The organism is Flavobacterium silvisoli (assembly GCF_004329815.1).
GTDB classification, from domain to species: Bacteria; Bacteroidota; Bacteroidia; order Flavobacteriales; family Flavobacteriaceae; genus Flavobacterium; species Flavobacterium silvisoli.
Map to the genome: position 1 here is coordinate 26,519 of NZ_SJPE01000005.1, position 19,740 is coordinate 46,258.

The window sequence follows — 19,740 nt, forward strand, 5'->3', positions numbered from 1 at the left end:
GTGAATTATGAAAAAAGATAATGTTGTTCAGGTGAAGAGTTATGCGTTTGCTGTTAAGGTTATAAAAACGTATCAACAGTTATGTGCCTCCCGAAAAGAATTCGTACTGAGTAAACAACTCTTACGTTCCGGAACCTCTATCGGAGCTAATATTGAAGAAGCTATTGGCGGACAATCAGAAAAAGATTTTTATGCAAAACTAAGCATAGCGTATAAAGAAGCCAGAGAAACAAATTACTGGATAAGACTGCTAAAAGATACCGATTATCTCAATGAAGAAGAATCGGACAGTCTGTTAAACGATATTGATGAATTACTGAGGATTATTGGCTCCATCCAAAAAACACTTCGTAATTCCTAATTTATAATTCGTAATTATTTATGAAACATTATGACGACAATTTCGCGCACGACCACTTGCCAAGTCCCGACTTGCAACCCGATTATGTGTTCTTAGACGCACCGCAGTTTAACCGGCCGGAAATGCTCAATTGTGTGCACCGTCTGTTAGATTACCATATAGAAAAAGGCCATGGAGATGCGGTAGCCATCCGTACTTTTGATACCGTCTGGACCTACCGTGAACTATATGAAAAAGCCAATCAGTTAGCCCATGTACTGGTTGAAGATATGGGACTGAAATCGGGAAATCGCGTTTTAATTCGTTCGGCCAACAACCCGATGATGGTAGCCTGTTGGTTTGCCATACTCAAGGCAGGCGGAATTGTAGTGGCCACCATGCCGTTGCTTCGGGCTAAAGAATTAACAACAATCATTGATTGTGCCGAAATAACGTTGGCGTTATGCGACAGCGAATTGGCCGATGAAATGCAGTTGGTAAAATCCGATTACCTCAAAAAAACAAGGTATTACGGCAATGCACAACTGGAAACGCTGATGGCCGGCAAACCAAAGACGTTTACCAACTACCATACTAAATCCGATAGCATAGCACTGATTGGATTTACCTCCGGAACGACCGGCTTACCCAAAATGACGGCACATTTTCACAAAGACATTTTGAACATCTGTGAAGCCTTTCCGCAATACTCCTTGCAACCCACCCCGGAAGATATTTTCACCGGAAGTCCGCCACTGGGCTTTACGTTCGGATTGGGAGGTTTGGTGTTGTTTCCGTTGTATTTCGGAGCGTCAACGTTCTTAATTGAAAAACCGACTCCCGATATGCTCCTGCAGGCCATACAAGAGTATAAAATTACCATTTGCTTTACCGCACCCACCGCCTGGCGTGTGATTACGTCAAAAGTGAAAGAGTTCGATATCTCCAGCCTGCGCAAATGCGTTTCCGCGGGTGAGACCCTGCCGCTTAAAGTTTGGCAGGATTGGTATGATGCGACCGGGTTAAAAATCATTGACGGCATTGGTGCTACCGAAATGTTGCATATCTTTATATCTTCAAACGAAACCAATATGAAACCCGGCGCTACCGGTGTAGCCATAACCGGTTACGAAGCCAAAATTGTAGACCCTGAAGGCAAAACGGTACCGGCTAACGAACCGGGAAGATTAATGGTTCGGGGGATTACAGGGTGTAAATATCTGAACCGTGAAGACAAACAACGCGAATACGTATCCGGGGGCTGGAATTTTACCGGTGACATCTTCCGCCAAGATGAAGACGGCTATTTCTGGTTCGTGGCACGCGGCGACGATATGATTATTTCTTCGGGGTACAACATTGGCGCCATCGAAGTGGAAAGTGTATTACTGACCCACGAAGAAATAGCGGAATGTGCGGTAGTGGGGTTGCCCGATCAGGAAAGAGGAATGCTGGTTTGTGCCCACATCGTGCTGAAAGACAAAACCAAAGCTACCGATAACATGAAAAATCATATCCAGCACTGGTTCAAAGAAGTTGCGGCACCCTACAAATATCCGAGAGTGATTTATTTTACCGATGCCCTGCCCAAAACAGAAACCGGTAAGATTCAACGATTTAAATTAAAATAAAATGAGAAAAGCATTTTTAGTTTTTGCGATTACTACACTGTCTATCATGGGACTACTAACCTATGTCAACTGGAAGTTTAGTTTCTTAGGGTTAATATTTATTCCGCTAATCCTGATGGGGTTTTTCGACATGTTCCAATCCAAAAGAACCATTCGCAGGAACTTTCCCTTGTTGGGCAGAATGCGCTACTTATTAGAAGCTTTGGGACCGGGAGCCCGACAGTATTTTATTGAAAGTGATACCGACGGCAAGCCGTTCAACCGTTTGCAGCGCAGTTTGGTATACCAACGCAGTAAAAAGGAAATTGACACCATGCCTTTTGGTACCCAACTCAACGTTTACGAACCGGGCTACAAGTGGATCAACCACAGCATCAAAGCCATTCCGTTTGCAGAGGTTGATGCCAATCCAAGGATAAAAATCGGTTCCTCGCAATGCGAAAAACCATACGAGGCCAGTTTGTTCAACATCAGTGCCATGAGTTATGGCTCTTTGAGTAAAAATGCCATCATAGCGTTGAATGACGGTGCCAAACAGGGCGGCTTTTATCACAATACCGGAGAAGGCGGCTTATCGCCTTACCATTTACGCGGTGGCGATGTAGTGTGGAACATCGGAACCGGTTACTTCAGCTGCCGTGGCAAAGACGGGAAATTCTCTTATGAGGAATTTGTCAAAAGAGCCACCTTGGACAATGTGAAAATGATTGAAATCAAATTCTCCCAAGGTGCCAAACCCGGACACGGCGGTATCTTACCCAAAGAAAAAGTAACCGACGAAATTGCCACTATTCGTTTGGTTGACAAAGGACACGATATCATATCCCCTCCCACCCATTCCGCTTTCAAAACGCCATTGGAACTGATGGAATTCATCAAACTATTGCGTAAAGGTTCGGGCGGAAAACCCATCGGTATGAAAATCTGTATTGGGAATAAATCTGAGTTCTTAGCCATTTGTAAAGCCATGGTGGCCACACAAACGTATTTCGACTTCATTACCGTAGACGGTGGCGAAGGCGGTACCGGGGCGGCTCCTCAGGAATACTCCGATCATGTGGGCATGCCCCTGCGCGAAGCCTTAGCTTTTGTATACGACAGCCTCAACGGTTTCGGCATCAAAAACGAAATCAAAATCATCGCCAGCGGCAAAGTCATCACCGGTTTCGATATTATCAAATGCTTATCAATCGGTGCCGACCTCTGCAATTCAGCCCGTGGTATGATGTTCGCCTTAGGTTGCATCCAGGCGTTGGAATGCCACAAAAACACCTGCCCGACCGGAGTAGCCACCCAAGACCCGCGATTGACCAAAGGTCTGGTACCCGAAGAAAAAAGCATCCGCGTGGCGCGTTTCCAACACGAAACCGTGAAAAGTGCTATGGAACTCATGGCCTCGGCCGGACTCAAACATCCGGATGATGTCGACAGATCAGTAGTCAGCGCCCGCATCAGCGGCACCAAAATTGAAACCTATTACGAAACCTATCCCGAAATCGAAACGGGTTGCCTCTTACACGAAAATACCGTTCCTAAGGAATATTTGTATTTTTGGAAGAAAGCAACGGCTGAAAGTTTTTAGGAGCTGGTTCCCGCTGTCCGTGCTACACGGTAGCTTGCTCCCATCGGGGCTATTTAAAGTTAAAAGAAGGACAACCGCTGGTTGTCAGGCACAAAAACAAAAATATTAATGAACAACTATTTTACTAAACAAGAAAAAATCCGTTTCAAACATGTTGATTACGCCGGTATCGTTTTTTATCCGCGTTTCCTCGAAATGCTCAACGACTTGGTTGAAGACTGGTTTGAAGAAGCACTTGACCGACCTTTCTCCAAAATCCATGAAACCAATGGCATTCCAACCGTCGATTTGAAAGTGCAATTCAAAAAAGCCGCCCGCATTGGGGAAATCCTCACCAAAAAACTCTGGGTCATCAAACTGGGAGGATCCTCTGTACATTGTGGTTTCCGCTTTGAAGACGAACAAGGCAACACTTGTTTGGAAGGCGAAGTAACCTTAGTTAATGTTGCCATTGCAGCCGACAGACACAATATAAAATCAGAACCTTTTTCGGAAGAAATAAAATCAAAAATCGCTAATTATACATTATGAAAAAGTACTTATTACTCTTATTGCTCTCTGTTTCGCTCAACGGAATGGCTCAGGAAAAAAACCATTATAAAAAGGTTTTCAATTATGGCGAATACAAAACTGATTGGGCTTTAGTGCAAAACATCACCGGAACGTATGGCTTTATCAACAAAGAAGGTAAAGAAGTGGTGCCGGCAATCTATTTAAAAATTTACCCATTCGAAACTCACAAAAATAAAAAGTACGCCCTGATCAAAAATGTGGCCGGTGCCTACGGGTTCATCGATGAAAACGGACAAGAAGCGGTAAAAGCCATTTACTGGAAAAAAGAAGAAGCCACCCAACAGCTAACCATGCTTACCAAAAAATAAACGTCATGACCTTCAAAAAATTCAAAGCCGCCACCGTACAAACGGCACCTGTTTTTCTCAACGTAGAAAAAACAATAGCCAAAGCGATTGCTTTTGTCAAAGAAGCTAGCGAAAACGGGGCACAACTCATCGCTTTTCCCGAAGTCTTCGTAGCCGGTTACCCGTACTGGAACTGGATTATGACACCGGTACAGGGGAGCAAATGGTATGAGCAATTGTATAAAAACTCCGTTGCCGTAGACGATGCGGCGATGCAACCGCTGTACCAAGCTGCCAAAGACCATAACATGCATATCGTTATCGGCATCAATGAGAGAGGAACAAGCTATGGCGAAATTTACAACACCAACCTCATCATTGATAACCACGGAAAACTCATTGGCAAACACCGCAAACTAGTCCCAACCTGGGCCGAAAAGCTCACGTGGACCTCCGGCGATGGTTCATCCTTGAAAGTGTATGATACCGAAGTAGGTCCCGTCGGCACCTTGGCTTGTGGCGAAAACACCAATACCTTAGCCAGATTTACGCTGTTATCGCAAGGCGAATTGGTACACATCGCCAATTACATTTCCCTGCCCGTAGCCCCACCCGATTATGACATGGCCGAAGCCATTAAGATTCGTGCTGCGGCGCATTCCTTTGAAGGCAAATTGTTTACGATTGTTTCTTGTTCCACCATTTCGCAGGAAATCAAAGATGCCTTGCGTGCGGATGTGCCCAATGTAGACGAATTGTTATCGCGCAAAAGTTCGGCCTTCTCCGGATTTATCGGTCCGAACGGTGCGGTGATTGGTACACCGTTAATTGACGATGAAGGAATTGCATACGCGGATATTGATTTAGAAAAATGCATCCAACCGAAACAAATGCACGACATTCTTGGGCATTACAACCGCTTTGATATTTTTGATTTAAGGGTAAATACCGCTCCGACCAGAAAGATTACCTTTGTAGACAACCACGAAGAGTTTAATAAACCCTAACAGGGTTTAAAACCCTGTTAGGGTTATAATTAAAGAAAAATAATGTCAGAAAAAAAAGAAACTATCGAACAAGGATGCTATTACCACATTTACAACCGTGGAAATAATGGCTGTGATGTTTTCTTTGATACAGAAAGTTATAATTACTTTCTGAGACTTTATGATAAATATATTTCACCGGTAGCGGATACATTTGCCTGGTGTTTACTTAAAAATCACTTTCATATTTTAGTTTATATCAAACTTAATCATGAAGTTGATATAGAAAAAATGGAGTTCTCAACAGTTAAACTGCCTAAAGTCATTTCGCCATCAAGACAATTTTCCCACTTATTCAATGCTTATACCCAAGCCATAAATAAAAAATTTAATCGCACCGGAAGTTTATTCGAAACCACGTTTGAAAGAAAAAAAGTTACTTCTGATGCTTATTTACAAAAGCTGATTTTTTATATTCACAACAATCCCGTACACCATGGATTTACACAACATTTAAATCTTTATCCTTGGTCGTCATATGACACAATACTTTCAGATAAAACAACTAAACTAAAACGGAATGATGTTATTGATTTTTTTTGGGAGTAAAAGTAATTTTGTAGAAATTCACAACTCAAAACAAAACTTAGAAGATATAACCAATTTAATCATCGAATAAAACCCTGTTAGGGTTTGAAACCCTAACAGGGTTAAATAAAAACAACCTATGGAAACCAACAACTACTCAGATGACGTCATCGGCCGTGCCCGAGTACAAGATACCCCCGAACTCGAAGCTTATTATAAAGAATTAGAAACTTTGGGAGCGGGCGCACTTTGGAAGGTGGCCAACGATATCGAACCCTGGGAACCCCGAACCAACTCGATACCCATGTTGTGGAAATACGACGACTTACGCAGTTTGGTCTTAAAATCTTCCGAACTCGTAACTCCGGAACAAGCGGGACGCCGTGTGGTGTATTTGGTTAACGACAAACGCAAAGACGTTTCGGCCGCTGTGGGTTGGTTGTACACCGGAATTCAAGTCACCCGCCCGGGCGAAAGTACTTCGGCACACCGCCATCGCGCCTCAGCTTTACGCTTTATTATGGAAGGCTCTAAAGGCTACACCGTGGTGGATGGAAATAAAATCATGTTAGAAGTCAACGACTTTGTCATCACACCCAACTCCGCTTGGCACGAACACGGGGTAGAACCCGACGGACAAACCTGCATTTGGCAGGACGGACTGGATATACCACTCGTAAATGCTTTAGAAGCCAATGATTATGCGGTATACGATGGCAAACAGCCCTTAGTAAAACCCATCAATCATTTGCCGTTGAGTTACAGTTGTGCGGGTTTAATTCCGGCCGACAAAACTTGGGACAAACCGTATTCGCCTCTATTCAAATATTCGTGGAGTAAAGTGTACCCTGCTCTTTTAGACGCTCAAATCGTAAACCATCCGGATCCGTTTGACGGGATATTGATGCAGTACTCCAATCCGCTTACCGGCGGTCATGTGATGCAAACGATGGGCGCTGCGATGCAATTACTACCGGCCGGTTTCAAAGGGAAAGCGCACAAACACACAGGGTCTTTTGTGTACCAATGTGCCAAAGGGAGCGGCTACACCATCATCAACGGACAACGTTTTGACTGGAAGGAACGCGATATTTTTTGCGTACCGTCATGGGCGTGGCACGAACACCACAATTCTTCAGACACCGAAGACGCCTGTTTATTCAACTTCAACGACCTGCCGGTAATTGAAGGCTTGGGCTTATTTCAAGGCAGAGACTATACTGAAAACAACGGACATCAATTAATTTAACAAACAGACCCATCAGAGACTTTGCTACTCTGCAACTTTAAAACAAATGAAACTACTAACCTACATTACCAAAGACACCGAACCCCGATTGGGCTTTCTTCACAACAACCAAGTCATCGATATGGAAGACTTTGGTGAGATTTCCAATTTTCCCTTGCCGTCTGATATGCTCGATTTGATTGACATGGGCATTGAAATTATAGAGGAATTAAACGAAATGGTGGCCGATACTCCCGAAAACTACTTCAACGAAATTGCTTATGCTATGGATGAAGTAACCCTACTCGCCCCGATTCAAAAACCGAGAAAAAACATCATTGGGATTGGGTTGAATTACACCGAACACGTAGCCGAGAGTGCCCGGACTTTAGATACCACCGGTAAATTACCGCAAAAACCGATTATTTTTTCCAAACCGCCTACCACTGTAACCGGAACGAATACTGAGATTATTAAAAACACCAAACTCACTTCGCAACTGGATTGGGAAGTGGAATTGGCAGTGGTCATAGGCCAACACGGCAAGTACGTTCCTAAAGCGGAGGCCTTGGATTATGTGTTTGGCTATACGGTGATTAACGATATTTCGGCACGCGATTGCCGCAGAGAAGGCCAATGGATTGTATCGAAAGGACAAGACACTTTTGCACCTATGGGACCGATTTTAGTGACCAAAGACGAAATTGAAAACCCGCACAACCTGAATTTATCGCTGAAAGTGAACGGTGTAGAAAAGCAAAACTCCAACACCAAATTCATGTTGTTCAACATCAACGACTTGATTGAAGACTTGAGCACGGTGTTTACCTTAGAACCCGGAGACATCATCGCTACCGGAACACCCGCGGGTGTCGGTGCCGGTCGTGACCCCCAGGAATGGTTGTACGACGGCGATGTGGTGGAAGCCACAGTGGAAGGCATAGGAACCCTCGTGAATACGGTAAAGGAGATTTCTAAATAAATGACTTACTGCGTTGGGGATTGCAGTGGAAATCCTTTTTAAATTGCCATGGGTTTTAACCCGGGGCATTTTAAAAAGATTGTAACGGAAAGCCCAACCCGCCAAAGGCGGGTAACGCCCAAAAAGTTAAACTCACCGCTAACTACTTGAAACTTGAAACAAAATGAACAAAAAATATAGAATAGGACAAATAGTTCCGTCGTCGAACGTGACGATGGAAACCGAAATACCGGCCATTTTCAGGGCCCGAGAAACGATATTGCCGGAGCGTTTTACGTTTCACAGCAGTCGCATGCGGATGAAAAAAGTGACCAAAGAAGAATTGGAGGCCATGGATGCCATGAGTTTGAAGTGTGCCGAGGAATTGTCGGATGCGCATGTAGATGTGATGGGCTACGCTTGTTTGGTAGCGATTATGAGTATGGGACGCGGCTATCATTGTGTGTCGGAAGTGAATTTGCATCAGGAAACGGTGGCCAACGACTTCCCTACTCCGATTGTAACTTCGGCCGGTGCTTTGATTAACGGATTGAAAGTATTGGGCGCAAAAAAAGTATCGATTATTACGCCCTATATGCGTCCGCTGACCGACTTGGTTGTGGATTATATTGAGCATCAGGGTTTTGAGGTGGTGGACAGTATAGCGTTGGAAATTCCGGATAATTTGGAAGTGGCTGCGCAAAACCCGATGAATTTATTGGCGATTTACAAACGTTTGGATTTGACCGGTGTGGATGTGATTGTGGCTTCGGCCTGTGTGCAAATGCCTTCGTTGGAAGCCATTGATTTGATACAAAAAGAAAGCGGCATTCCGGTGACTTCGGCGGCGGTGTGCACGACCTACGAAATGATGAAGAAATTGGGCATTGAGGCCAAATCAACTATTGGAGGAGAATTGCTCAACGGTGATTACTAACATGCTGTAAGATTTGAAATACTAACGCGTTAATTAATCGTTAAAGCATTAATTACAAGCACAATACGTCAAATTTAATTGTAAATTTGTGTGTGATTTTGATTAATTACTTGAAGATTCTCAAAAAGAAAATTCAATAGTTGGATGTACAAAAACGGTACAAGTTAATAATGATAAATCAAAATCATGATGTTTAATGAGGAGGTTCAAGCGAACCTCCTTTTTTTTATCCCATAACCGAAACCCCAATCAGTTTTCCGATTCCGAAAGTAATCGCGGCTGCCATTAACCCAAACAAGACTTGGCGCATGCCGGAATACCAAACGCTTTTCCCGGTAAATAACGTAATGGCAGCCCCTATCAGAAACAAACCTCCGGCACTCAATACAGTACTGATTATAACGGCCTCCATGCCTCCCCAAAAGAAAAACGGAAACACCGGTATAATGGCACCAATGGCAAAAAGGAAAAAAGAAGTCAGGGCGGCTTCCATAGCCGAACCTTTTAAATCTTCCGGGTTAATACCTAATTCTTCTTTGATTAAGACCTCGTGGGCATGGTCTTTATTTTTTATGATATCGGCAGCCATTACACGAGCCTGATCTTCGGGTATGCCTTTGGCCATGTATATCAAAGCCAACTCTTTTTCTTCGCCTTCCGGATTGGTTTCCAGTTCCTCCATCTCCAACTGCATTTGGTTTTCATACAATTCCAATGAACTCTTCACCGATATCCATTCGCCCAAAGCCATAGAAAGCGCTCCGGCTAGTAATCCGGCCATTCCGGCTAATAATACTTCTTCCTGACCGCTGGTAGCTCCGGCTATTCCCATCACCAAACTGAAATTGGACACCAACCCGTCATTACCGCCTAAAACCGCGGCTCGCAGGGCATTTCCACCCACAGAGCGGTGGCGTTTTTCAAAACGCGCCAAGTTGGGCCCCGACACTTTTTTATCGTTATTGAGGATATTTTTTAAAATGGTGACATGTGCCGTATCCGATAATGATTCGGCAGTATTCGTCTTTTTACGGGCACTGAGCACTGAAGAAGAAATGCTTTTTTCGGTGTCTAACAAAACGCCCAGTATATAATCATACCCCAAAATTTTACCTATGAAATGTAACGTCTTGGCCCTGCCCGAAGGAGGAGGCAAATGTGAGCTGTCTTTGCCGTATTTGGCCAAAAAAGCAATAGCATGTTGGTGTTCTATCTCACTCATTTGGTGGAATACACGAGCCACATTCTCATCCTCTTCATGGTCGCCCAACACTTTATATAAGTAACTGGCATCAACTTCGGTCTGGATATTTTTTAGATTAATCATAAGCTTGGATTATTATTTTTAGGTACTTATCTGATTTTAAATTGTAAGTTTTAAGCTACTTTTACCGAAGTCATGCTGAGACTGCCGGCTACCATTTTATCGTTAAACAAACTCAGGTTTTCTCCTTTTTGTTGCAGTCCTAACGTATAAAGTAAAGGCAGGTAATGATCAGGCGAAGGGATGGCCAGATTAAAGGCTTTCCCCTGTCGGTCATAATCCAACAAAGGTTGGTAATCTCCCTGCAACAGATAACTGTTTATGGTTTCACGAGCTTCCAAGGCCCAATCGTATCCGTAATCTTCCTTGTTAAAATTATGAAAATCAACCAAACGCAGGTTGTGAACTATATTACCGCTACCAATAATCAACACTCCCTTATTGCGCAGTGCCTGAAGCTGTTTACCCAAACCAAAATGAAACTCTGCCGGTTGAGTATAATCAATGCTCAACTGAATAACCGGAACATCCGCCAACGGATACAAATGCTTAACAACCGACCAAGTGCCGTGGTCGAGCCCCCATTCCTCATCGAGTGTTACCGAAACAGGTTGCAATAATTGTTGGGTTTCCTGAGCCAAAAGCGGACTCCCCGGTGCCGGATACAGCACGGCAAACAACTCTTTAGGGAAACCACCGAAATCGTGAATAGTTCTCGGCATAGACATAGCCGTAACTTTTGTCCCGCGGGTGAACCAGTGTGCGGATATACAGACTATAGCTGTTGGCTTTTGCAGGTCTTTTACACTGTTGCGAAACCCTTGCACAAACTGATTTTCTTCTATGGCATTCATCGGACTGCCGTGACCAAAGAAAAACACAGGCATCTTGTCTGTGTTGGGAAACGTTTGAGCAATGTAGTGCAAGTCGTTTAACGTTGTCATTATTGGGTGTTTATAATTAGGATAAAGTTAAACTTTTTTCAATGACAACCGACTTTATTTCCTGTATTTTAAACGACAGCGTTACCGTTCCCTAGGTATTTCTTCAATAAAACAAATAGTTTTTCTTTATCCAACGGCTTAGTGATATAATTGGTAAATCCGGCCGAGAAAATACGCTCTTCGTCTTCTTTGGAAGCATAGGCCGTTTGAGCAATTACAGGTAGCCCGGGACGAAACGAATGAATGATTTCAAGAGCCTGAAACCCGTTCATAACCGGCATTTTAATATCCATCAACACCAAACTTACCGTAGGATCCTCGAGGCAAATGGTTACCGCTTCCTGACCGTTTAAAGCCCTGATGATGTTGAAATTTTGCAACTTCAGTATTTTTTGTAACAGGAGGAAGTTGATGTTATCATCTTCAGCAACAAGTACTGTAGCGGTACTTTCGGTATGAATCTCGCGGACTAATTTGACCGGCTCTTGCGGTAAAACCGGCATGCGGTCGTATTGCAACGGAATGGTAAAGGAAAATACCGAACCTTTACCCGGGATAGAATTCAGAGTTATGGTTCCTTTCAATATTTCGACATAAGCTTTGGTTATGGCCAATCCCAGTCCTAACCCGCCTTCACGTATGGCTAAATCGGTATCAACTCGTTTAAAACGGTCAAAAATATACTTCTGATTTTCTTCAGAAATCCCTAAACCGGTATCCTCTATGCGGAACTGCAACTCCTGTTTCTCTTCATTCAATGTATACCCAAAACTTACCGTTCCGTTTTCGGTATATTTGATACCGTTGGTAACCAAATTGGTAAGTATTTGCTTGAGTTTGGTTTCGTCGGTAACGATGTTGCGTTGGGGCAATGTAGCCGTTTCATTGATACACAACATTACTTTTTTGGTTTTCGGTATGGTAATTTTAATAGTTTCGTACAATTCATGAATACAGGCTTCCAGATTGATGCTTGAATAGTTAGGAGTCACCTGATTGGAATCAATTTTCGACATCTCAATCAAATCGTCAATAATTGACACCAAATTTTTACCGCTTTTGTCGATGATTTTTAAATATTCCTCTCTTTCCTGTTGCGGCGGATCGGTAGTCATCAACAAATCCGTGAACCCATTGATGGCATTCATCGGCGTTCTGATTTCGTGAGAGAGGTTGGCCAAAAAGGATGATTTCAACTGATCGCTTTCCTCTGCTTTTATCTTGGCATCAACCAATTCTTTTTTCTGCTCGTTATTTTCCTCAAAAAGGTTACCTATATCTCTGAATTCACCCGTGGTATTCTTGAGTGCTGTAATCGATTTTTTATCACCGGTCTCCAATACATTGCGAATCAAATGAAGCGGATAATAAACCCAATTACGGGTAAGCATCAAACTAAGCATCAGATTGACAAAAAAGGTAAAAATAATTAGGTATAATATGGTTGTAGTATTCTCAAAATACACCTCAAAATTGCGCTGAAACTGCAAACAACCGCTGACGGTATTGTCATAATTATTTAGAATAATCTGAGCCGTGATGATGTTTGTGTTTTCATCAACAGGCTTACACTGGTTTTGCAAAGCAATCTTAGCTCCGGTCAACTTTTGGAGGGTATTCAAATAGGCGGCATCCAACAAACGTACTACAAAGAAATAACCACCGGGAGGAGTCTTATCTTTGTGTAAATCAAATGACGGGTGTACTGAAGCTCCAAAAACTTCAGCTGTACCGTAAGGGGTTTGCATGTAAAAATGACTCAAGCCTTTGCGATTCAACGCCGTCATGGCTTGTGGTGGTATGCGCAGTTTAGAGTTGATTTTTGGAGTGAGGGTATGGGTAACAAACTGCTTTTGGGCATCGTAAGCCACCATATAATCCGCCTTGTATATTCCGAGCTCTTTGGCAATAATTTGATTGTACCAAACGGTGTCTCTTTTTCGTATGAATGCTCCAAACTCATCCCAATTGGTATCGTTGTTTATATATACCGCTGGAGGCCTCGCATTCAGTTCAAGCAACTGGGCAATCTGGCTTTGGAATTGTTGGGTAGAATCAGCGTATACTTGTTCCTGTACTTTCAAATTGTAATAATACAATGAAGCATAGAGCAGTATAAAAATAATACTGGAGGAAAAAATCAACAGTACTATTTTGGGATATGTTTTTTTAACTACCATCGGTTGTTTTTAGATTTCGGGGGAATGAAAGTAATAAAAAAACTTTATAAACTGTATTTACATTATGTTAATACCATACTTTTCCTCTCGAAAACAACCTACCTGAGCTGTCAATAAGAGCTTATTTTGAACGGAATGATTTTTATCGCTATACCTAAAAAAAACAAGTATTACTGCCCAAAAAAACCTATCAAACCAAGGCCTGATCCGATTAAAAAAAAGAAAAGATTTTATCGGCAAAAAAATAAAAATAAAGAAAAAACCATACCTTAAATCTGACCTTTCAACCTATTTCGGGAGATAAACCTTACCTGTGCAGCAGGAACACGAACCGTTTATCTAAAACCGCTACTTCGCAAAACGAATACCAATCTAAATCAGCGTTTTTTTTATACTTTTAACTTCAAAAACAACCTTGTTTAAAAACAAAACATTATGACTGTAGCCGAAATCATGACTGAACTTGAAGTCAAAGGCAGTGACAACATCAAAAAAATATTCCTGAAACACGGAGTAAAAGAGCCCTTTTTCGGAGTAAAAATTGAATACCTGAAAGCCCTTGAAAAGAAAATAAAAAAAGATCACGCGCTGGCACTGCAACTGTACGCTACAGGTAATGCCGACGCCATGTACCTGGCCGGATTGATATCCGATGACGATAAAATGACCCGGAAAGATTTACAGACTTGGGCACAACAGGCTATATCTACCAACATTAGCACTTATACCCTGCCGTGGGTAGCAGCCGGAAGCTCCTTAGGTTTTGAATTGGCTCTGCAATGGATTGAGGCCAAAGAAGAACACATAGCCGTGGCAGGCTGGGCTACATTAAGCGGTATGGCAGCCCTGAAAGAGGATGTCGAATTAGATCTCGTTGTCTATAAAAAATTACTACACCGCGCAGGGGCGGAAATTCACTCAGCTCGAAACTCTGAAAAACAAGCCATGAACAGTTTTATCATAGCCGTTGGCACATACATTGTAGCTTTAAATGAAGAGGCCAAAGCCGTTGCAGATAGTATAGGAACAGTTCGCGCTGATATGAATGGCACTGCCTGTAAAGTCCCTCTTGCTTCGGATTACATCCAGAAAGCAATTGACAAAGGCATCGTTGGCCGAAAGAAAAAGAAACTCAAATGCTAACGACTTCTGTAATGGGTTGTTGCAAAATGAGTTGGTTTATACTTATCTTTGCCCCGTTAAAAATTAAAACAAAACCTTATGAAATTTGTTGCATCGCGCCTTTCTTCGGGCAATAAACTGTTTCCGGCCGAGATTTATTTGGAACCTACTGGAGTAACCATCAAGATTCCGGGACTTTTCAGTGGAGAAACCAAGCATTTCGACTACGATCATATTGCTTCGGTAGAAATAGACACCCCACTGGTGGGCTTTTCTTCAATAACTATATTTGCCGGGGGCACGATGATGGCCGCTAATGGGTTTACCAAAGCGGAAGTGAAACAAATCAAAGAAGGTATTGAAAAAGGGAAAACCGACATCAAAAATCAACAACGTGAAATGGCTCAAAACCAGACTCCAACTTCAGCAGTAACAGGAAACAGTTTGGCTGATGAGTTGAAAAAGCTCAAAGACCTGATGGACGCCGGCGTTATCACAACGGAAGAATTTGAACAACAAAAAAGAAAAATGCTGGGACAATAAAATCGTTCCAATCCTATACGAAGAGGCGCACTGATTGCGCCTCTTTTGTTTTGGTAAATATCCTGTCTGTGGTTAAACTTTTGTTACTTTAGCTAAAAAAAAGAATATGCTGCAACAACAATTGGAACTGACCCATGAACAAACCTCTCCGTTGTTCAGAATCATGTGGATACAAAACCCAGACGAACCTCATCGTCGTCATTTTGAAAACAACATTTGTGCATTCCACATCGGAAACGGATTGATTCTCACAGTAGCACATAATTTGAGAACCGAAGCCAAAGCATTTAAATCGATCGAACAATCACTTTTCGAAACCGCAGTTTTACCCCGGTTGAATTCGGTTCAGGCACAATTTTTTGAGACTTGTTTTGTTTTAGATACCACTACAAACAAAAGATATTGGAACAGCTCCAACCCTGCTGATTATCAGTTAGCCGTTGATATTTTGAGGCAAATCCATTTTGACACTCGTTGGATAACATTGATGGATAAAAACATGGCCAAGCCCCATTTAATTATTCAATTTAAAAACAATCAGTTTTACAATGACGAAACTTTGACAAAGCATTTTGGCACGGAAAGGTATTTTGAAGAACCGGGCATCAACAGGCATACTTTTTTGCTCGAATTAGAGTTGAAAGAAGCATTCTACAGTGAAGATATCGCTTTGTATAAAATTATAAATACACCTGCTGAAATAATTCAGGCAATGCCTTATCTTGAAGTTGATTTTTCTGTTTTGAATGACAACCAGGAACGGTATTACTGTTTGCAAAGTTCCCCTACCAGTGAAATCGGTAAGCTGCTTAACAAAGCACAAATAGAAGGGTACACCGATCATTTTAGTTTCTTTCAGGATGCTATTGGGGGCAACTATACTTTTGAAGGGTTGCGGTATTTAATAAAGGGATATTTCCGATTTGGTTCCTCGGGGGCGCCTTATGTTTTTTATGATGAGCAAACTAAGCGATTTAAGGTAAATGCCATTCAAAGTGAAGCCTGTCCCATTCAACTTTCCATTGAAAACAAAAGAGATGGGAATTTTCAATATGTCAATGCCTTGGCTTCTCCCTTATATATAATTAAGGAACAACTGGAAAGATATCTGACAGTTTCAAATAATTCATAAAAAAAAACCACCACATAAAGTGATGGTTGGTTGATAATGATAACAGGGTTAATGTTAGTTCATCAACGTTTTTTTGATTATTGTTACATCGTTATCCAATGTTATTTTCACCAAAAGAGCCTGTGTTCCCACTAACAAGTTTCCGGATTGGAAATGATTAGTGTTTAAGCCTTTCTGAGATAAGATTTGTTTTCCTAAAATATCAAATACTTCTACTTTGGCAATTGGCATAGCATCGCAAAGCACTGTCAATTGGTTTTGGTTGGCTACAACAATAACTGCTGCATTGTAATCCGGAGTTACAGTACCTAAGGCGCTGTTGGTAAAATGAAGTTCAAAGCGATCGTCAAAGGTACCACTGGCAGTGTTGAAATCAACCGGGCCTGCTTTAATATCGTGATAAATACCGGTTACTTTGTCTAACAAGTACACGTTTTGAGTTTCGAATAAACCGTCTAAATTATCCAAAGAAAGTGTAAGCGTTCCGTTAGTAGTTGAACTGTATCCTACTGGAATTACCTCGTTTTCTGAAAAAGGTAAGCTTCTTCCTTGAATTGATAAATCGTACTCTCCTACTTTAGTATAAATAGCTACAGGATTTCCTACCGGCATGGTTTTACCATCAAACATAGCATCAAAATCATTGGTAGCTCCTTCAACATAGCCCAACAACATTTGGTTGTAAGCTCCTTGTGCATCGGTTAGTGACAACCATAATCTGTGTCTTTCAAGGCTACCTGAAACAGAAGAAGTGGCTGCACTGTTACTGTTTCTGAAGAATTGAGCATTGTTTCCTGCCACACGCATTGAATTTTTGAATGAAGCTGTATAGGTTCCGTTAGCCTTAGCCGAATTGGCTTCGATGAAAAACCCTTGACCGGCTCCGATTTTTCCGGTTGGCAGAACACCTCCGGAGAGGGCTGCTGTTGAAGTTCTCACACTACCTGTAAAATTGTATTTGGCATAATCATTAATGGTGTAGTTATTATTGGTAATGCTGGTATTGTGTGTCCAAAAATATACGGTTCCGTTAACAACTCCTGAATTGGCAGCATCAGTCAAAAACAAATCAACATCGATAGCTGACGGGTAAGGATTTCCGATAAGGTTGTAAGTTCCTGCACTTTTAACAATAGGTACATTAACTACTCCATTATTAGGTACTCCAACAAAATTTGTTTTCAATGTAGCAGACAATAGAGGATCCGGAGTTCTTCCTATATAACCAACACCCGGAGTCATAGTAGTTGAGTTGGCTTGGTACACCCAGTTATTGATGCTTGGACTGAATGAAAAACACAACGAATTAGTAGCTAATTGACTCAAAGTAGCGTTAGCCACCGGTGAAGACCAATATGTATAGTCATATAATTTAAGTGGAGACGTTTCTCTTCTGTATGTAATATTACCCGAGTTAACAGCAGCGTCATTAGTTTGTACTAAACTGGCTGTATCATCAAAAGACAATGATCCTCCGGTAACTTTTACTTCATTAACAACACTCAAGGTAGTACCCGTAGTAAAAACCACAGTTCCTGAAGTAACATGACAAGAACAACCGGTCACATCAGATGAAGAAGCATAATCACCGGCAAAAACAATTTTTTGAGCACTTGTAGGCGGTGTTCCGGTTGACCATGAAGTACCATTCCATGTATTAGTAGGAACGCTCAATGTTATATTGCTAGCAGAAGACACACATCCTGCACTATTTTTTACTGTAACATTATAAGTACCGGCAGCAACGGATGTAAAACTACCTGTCGAATTTGTGTAGGTTGAACCATCTATACTGTATGTATATCCTGCTCCTGTTGGTGCAGTGACAGTGATAGACCCTGTAGAAACACTACAAGTGGGATTCACCGGAGTTAAACTAGGAGAAGTAGGTGTCGGAGTTACAGTAACTGTTACGGCTTTTCTTGGTGTAGTCGTTGATCCGGTAGTAGCCTCAACATAATATGTAGTATTGGCAGATAACACTGGCGTAGTGTAAGTAGTAGAATAAGGACTAGAACTAACCGTAGTAGTTAAGAAAGGGCTTCCTGATGTGGCTACAGTATACCATTTATAAACTGTTGAAGCTGTTGGTGTAGGATTTTTAACAGCTGTAATAGTAGCTGTCCCAGAACCACATATAGTTGAAACGGTAGTATTTACTGTGTTGTATCCTCCTCCGGAAACCAAAGCCGGAAAATCCATTAAAACTCCACCGCCGCTACCATTACATGAAGCTACTTTTACGCTTCCTATTTTTATCAAATCTGAAGCACTACAGTTGGTACCTGCGCTTAAATTTCCTCCCGGTTCAACGATTATAGAAGAATTGGCCGCAAATGACAAATCATAATTTCCATTGGAGAAATCAATATTGGCGTTGTTTCTGATAATAAACTGGATGGCCCCCAAACAAGTCAAATCCAAATTAGCATTAATGTTCAAGACAGTGCTGTTGGTTCCGTCGCCAAGATAAATAGTCGTACAAGAGGCCAATGATGTACAAGTTAAAGTACTTGAATTAACGGTAGCTCCGGTTATGGTACATTGCGCTGAAGCTGTAACTGAATAAGCTAAAGTAGTCAATAATAAAAGTAATGCTTTTTTCATATCTTTTAATTTTAATTATAGATTTGGGTAAAAACTACTCTGCAAAGCTACCTTCATATCAACACTTTACACAAGTAAGTCGATATTTAACCGAAAAACTCTACAAACGACACAAAAACGACACTTATTAACAATTCAACCCTAGTTATGAACACTTCGCCGACTACCTGTTTGACTACTTATTATTCATACACAAAACCTACACATTTATGCTTATTTCATTAAAAAACAAATAAAAAATCAATAAAAAAATAAAAAACTTAAATGTTTTTTAACAAAACTCTTAATTCATTTTGAAATTTATTATTCAATTTATTACATTTGAATTAAGTTTTTATTAACATTTAATTTCATGATTTATATTCTGAAAACAAAGACAATCAAGGCTATAGCAAGCAAGCATACGCTGATAGGTCTTCTTGTATTTATTTGTAGCGATATGAACGCAGTTAATTTTTATGTTAATGACAACTGTTTGAAGGGCGATTTGTACACTCGATCTATTGGTAATGATGGTAACGACGGTCTTACGCCCGATACTCCTAAACTAACCCTGACAGCAGCGTATCGCTTAGCCAAAGAAGGGGATATCATTTATGTAGATTACGGCAACTACAAAGAATTAAACGCTAGTGGAGAATTACTGTTCGAAAACGAAAAGAGAGTACTTTTTGTCATAGCCGGTACATCAAGTAAAGTATTTTCTAAATTACCGTTTCCGACGAACGAAAAAATTGCACCCGAAATCTTTTACATAAAAAATGACCTACCTGTCAGCAGAGAAACCTACTTGAAACATTTGCCAAGTAATTCTAAAAAGACTAATTAAGACGGG

General features: G+C 41.5%; 18 protein-coding genes. 14 read left to right on the top strand and 4 right to left on the bottom strand.

Going from position 1 to position 19,740, the window contains the following annotated elements; genetic code table 11:
• Positions 1–7: 7 nt before the first annotated feature.
• The 10 genes from EZL74_RS05700 (at position 8) to EZL74_RS05745 (ending at position 9,113) form a co-directional block, all read left to right on the top strand.
• Positions 8–361, top strand: coding sequence for a four helix bundle protein (locus EZL74_RS05700; protein WP_131475638.1), 354 nt, complete (start codon positions 8–10; stop codon positions 359–361).
• Positions 362–381: 20 nt separating this feature from the next.
• On the top strand, positions 382–1,971 hold the full coding sequence (locus tag EZL74_RS05705; RefSeq protein ID WP_131475639.1) for an AMP-binding protein: 1,590 nt from the start codon (positions 382–384) through the stop codon (positions 1,969–1,971).
• A gap of 1 nt (position 1,972) precedes the next feature.
• Positions 1,973–3,553: an FMN-binding glutamate synthase family protein gene (locus tag EZL74_RS05710; protein WP_131475640.1), complete on the top strand. Its 1,581-nt coding sequence runs from the start codon at positions 1,973–1,975 to the stop codon at positions 3,551–3,553.
• Between the two features lie 108 nt (positions 3,554–3,661).
• Positions 3,662–4,084 carry an acyl-CoA thioesterase gene (locus EZL74_RS05715; protein ID WP_131475641.1) on the top strand — a complete coding sequence of 141 codons (423 nt, stop codon included), beginning with the start codon at positions 3,662–3,664 and terminating at the stop codon, positions 4,082–4,084.
• On the top strand, positions 4,081–4,434 hold the full coding sequence (locus tag EZL74_RS05720; protein ID WP_131475642.1) for a WG repeat-containing protein: 354 nt from the start codon (positions 4,081–4,083) through the stop codon (positions 4,432–4,434). The genes EZL74_RS05715 and EZL74_RS05720 overlap by 4 nt, the downstream gene beginning before the upstream one ends.
• 5 nt (positions 4,435–4,439) lie before the next feature.
• The gene (locus EZL74_RS05725; protein ID WP_131475643.1) at positions 4,440–5,420 is read left to right on the top strand and encodes a carbon-nitrogen hydrolase family protein; all 981 of its coding nucleotides are present in this window, start codon (positions 4,440–4,442) and stop codon (positions 5,418–5,420) included.
• 42 nt (positions 5,421–5,462) lie between these two features.
• Positions 5,463–6,008 (top strand): hypothetical protein, encoded by a 546-nt coding sequence (locus EZL74_RS05730; RefSeq protein ID WP_193553752.1) that lies wholly within the window; start codon positions 5,463–5,465, stop codon positions 6,006–6,008.
• Between the two features lie 118 nt (positions 6,009–6,126).
• Positions 6,127–7,236: a cupin domain-containing protein gene (locus EZL74_RS05735; RefSeq protein ID WP_131475644.1), complete on the top strand. Its 1,110-nt coding sequence runs from the start codon at positions 6,127–6,129 to the stop codon at positions 7,234–7,236.
• A gap of 46 nt (positions 7,237–7,282) precedes the next feature.
• Positions 7,283–8,197 carry a fumarylacetoacetate hydrolase family protein gene (locus EZL74_RS05740; protein ID WP_131475645.1) on the top strand — a complete coding sequence of 305 codons (915 nt, stop codon included), beginning with the start codon at positions 7,283–7,285 and terminating at the stop codon, positions 8,195–8,197.
• A gap of 163 nt (positions 8,198–8,360) precedes the next feature.
• A complete protein-coding gene (locus EZL74_RS05745; protein ID WP_131475646.1) occupies positions 8,361–9,113 on the top strand; it encodes a maleate cis-trans isomerase family protein in 753 nt (250 codons plus the stop codon).
• A 226-nt stretch (positions 9,114–9,339) separates the two neighbouring features.
• Here the strand turns inward: EZL74_RS05745 and EZL74_RS05750 are convergent, their stop codons facing one another.
• The 3 genes from EZL74_RS05750 to EZL74_RS05760 form a co-directional block, all read right to left on the bottom strand.
• On the bottom strand, positions 9,340–10,440 hold the full coding sequence (locus EZL74_RS05750; RefSeq protein WP_131475647.1) for a VIT1/CCC1 transporter family protein: 1,101 nt from the start codon (positions 10,438–10,440) through the stop codon (positions 9,340–9,342).
• 50 nt (positions 10,441–10,490) lie between these two features.
• The gene (gene ygiD, locus EZL74_RS05755; RefSeq protein ID WP_131475648.1) at positions 10,491–11,321 is read right to left on the bottom strand and encodes a 4,5-DOPA-extradiol-dioxygenase; all 831 of its coding nucleotides are present in this window, start codon (positions 11,319–11,321) and stop codon (positions 10,491–10,493) included.
• Between the two features lie 68 nt (positions 11,322–11,389).
• Positions 11,390–13,501 carry an ATP-binding protein gene (locus EZL74_RS05760; protein ID WP_131475649.1) on the bottom strand — a complete coding sequence of 704 codons (2,112 nt, stop codon included), beginning with the start codon at positions 13,499–13,501 and terminating at the stop codon, positions 11,390–11,392.
• 435 nt (positions 13,502–13,936) lie between these two features.
• Here EZL74_RS05760 and EZL74_RS05765 point away from each other — a divergent pair, with 435 nt between their 5' ends.
• The 3 genes from EZL74_RS05765 (at position 13,937) to EZL74_RS05775 (ending at position 16,298) form a co-directional block, all read left to right on the top strand.
• Positions 13,937–14,644, top strand: coding sequence for a DNA alkylation repair protein (locus tag EZL74_RS05765; RefSeq protein WP_131475650.1), 708 nt, complete (start codon positions 13,937–13,939; stop codon positions 14,642–14,644).
• Between the two features lie 78 nt (positions 14,645–14,722).
• Entirely contained in the window at positions 14,723–15,166 is a 444-nt protein-coding gene (locus EZL74_RS05770) for an SHOCT domain-containing protein (RefSeq protein ID WP_131475651.1), read from the top strand.
• A gap of 106 nt (positions 15,167–15,272) precedes the next feature.
• On the top strand, positions 15,273–16,298 hold the full coding sequence (locus EZL74_RS05775) for a hypothetical protein (RefSeq protein WP_131475652.1): 1,026 nt from the start codon (positions 15,273–15,275) through the stop codon (positions 16,296–16,298).
• 54 nt (positions 16,299–16,352) lie between these two features.
• Here the strand turns inward: EZL74_RS05775 and EZL74_RS05780 are convergent, their stop codons facing one another.
• Positions 16,353–18,905: an Ig-like domain-containing protein gene (locus tag EZL74_RS05780; RefSeq protein WP_131475653.1), complete on the bottom strand. Its 2,553-nt coding sequence runs from the start codon at positions 18,903–18,905 to the stop codon at positions 16,353–16,355.
• A gap of 439 nt (positions 18,906–19,344) precedes the next feature.
• On the opposite strand from EZL74_RS05780, the gene EZL74_RS05785 reads away from it, so the two are divergent.
• The gene (locus EZL74_RS05785; RefSeq protein ID WP_131475654.1) at positions 19,345–19,734 is read left to right on the top strand and encodes a hypothetical protein; all 390 of its coding nucleotides are present in this window, start codon (positions 19,345–19,347) and stop codon (positions 19,732–19,734) included.
• Positions 19,735–19,740 lie beyond the last annotated feature (6 nt).

Excerpts from the sequence above, each read along its gene's own strand:
- EZL74_RS05765 (WP_131475650.1), top strand. The coding sequence starts at position 13,937 with ATGACTGTAGCCGAAATCATGACTGAACTTGAAGTCAAAGGCAGTGAC.
- EZL74_RS05770 (WP_131475651.1), top strand. The coding sequence starts at position 14,723 with ATGAAATTTGTTGCATCGCGCCTTTCTTCGGGCAATAAACTGTTTCCG.
- EZL74_RS05740 (WP_131475645.1), top strand. The coding sequence starts at position 7,283 with ATGAAACTACTAACCTACATTACCAAAGACACCGAACCCCGATTGGGC.
- ygiD (WP_131475648.1), bottom strand. The coding sequence starts at position 11,321 with ATGACAACGTTAAACGACTTGCACTACATTGCTCAAACGTTTCCCAAC.
- EZL74_RS05720 (WP_131475642.1), top strand. The coding sequence starts at position 4,081 with ATGAAAAAGTACTTATTACTCTTATTGCTCTCTGTTTCGCTCAACGGA.
- EZL74_RS05750 (WP_131475647.1), bottom strand. The coding sequence starts at position 10,440 with ATGATTAATCTAAAAAATATCCAGACCGAAGTTGATGCCAGTTACTTA.
- EZL74_RS05705 (WP_131475639.1), top strand. The coding sequence starts at position 382 with ATGAAACATTATGACGACAATTTCGCGCACGACCACTTGCCAAGTCCC.
- EZL74_RS05725 (WP_131475643.1), top strand. The coding sequence starts at position 4,440 with ATGACCTTCAAAAAATTCAAAGCCGCCACCGTACAAACGGCACCTGTT.
- EZL74_RS05745 (WP_131475646.1), top strand. The coding sequence starts at position 8,361 with ATGAACAAAAAATATAGAATAGGACAAATAGTTCCGTCGTCGAACGTG.
- EZL74_RS05780 (WP_131475653.1), bottom strand. The coding sequence starts at position 18,905 with ATGAAAAAAGCATTACTTTTATTATTGACTACTTTAGCTTATTCAGTT.
- EZL74_RS05710 (WP_131475640.1), top strand. The coding sequence starts at position 1,973 with ATGAGAAAAGCATTTTTAGTTTTTGCGATTACTACACTGTCTATCATG.
- EZL74_RS05785 (WP_131475654.1), top strand. The coding sequence starts at position 19,345 with ATGAACGCAGTTAATTTTTATGTTAATGACAACTGTTTGAAGGGCGAT.
- EZL74_RS05775 (WP_131475652.1), top strand. The coding sequence starts at position 15,273 with ATGCTGCAACAACAATTGGAACTGACCCATGAACAAACCTCTCCGTTG.
- EZL74_RS05715 (WP_131475641.1), top strand. The coding sequence starts at position 3,662 with ATGAACAACTATTTTACTAAACAAGAAAAAATCCGTTTCAAACATGTT.
- EZL74_RS05735 (WP_131475644.1), top strand. The coding sequence starts at position 6,127 with ATGGAAACCAACAACTACTCAGATGACGTCATCGGCCGTGCCCGAGTA.
- EZL74_RS05760 (WP_131475649.1), bottom strand. The coding sequence starts at position 13,501 with ATGGTAGTTAAAAAAACATATCCCAAAATAGTACTGTTGATTTTTTCC.
- EZL74_RS05700 (WP_131475638.1), top strand. The coding sequence starts at position 8 with ATGAAAAAAGATAATGTTGTTCAGGTGAAGAGTTATGCGTTTGCTGTT.
- EZL74_RS05730 (WP_193553752.1), top strand. The coding sequence starts at position 5,463 with ATGTCAGAAAAAAAAGAAACTATCGAACAAGGATGCTATTACCACATT.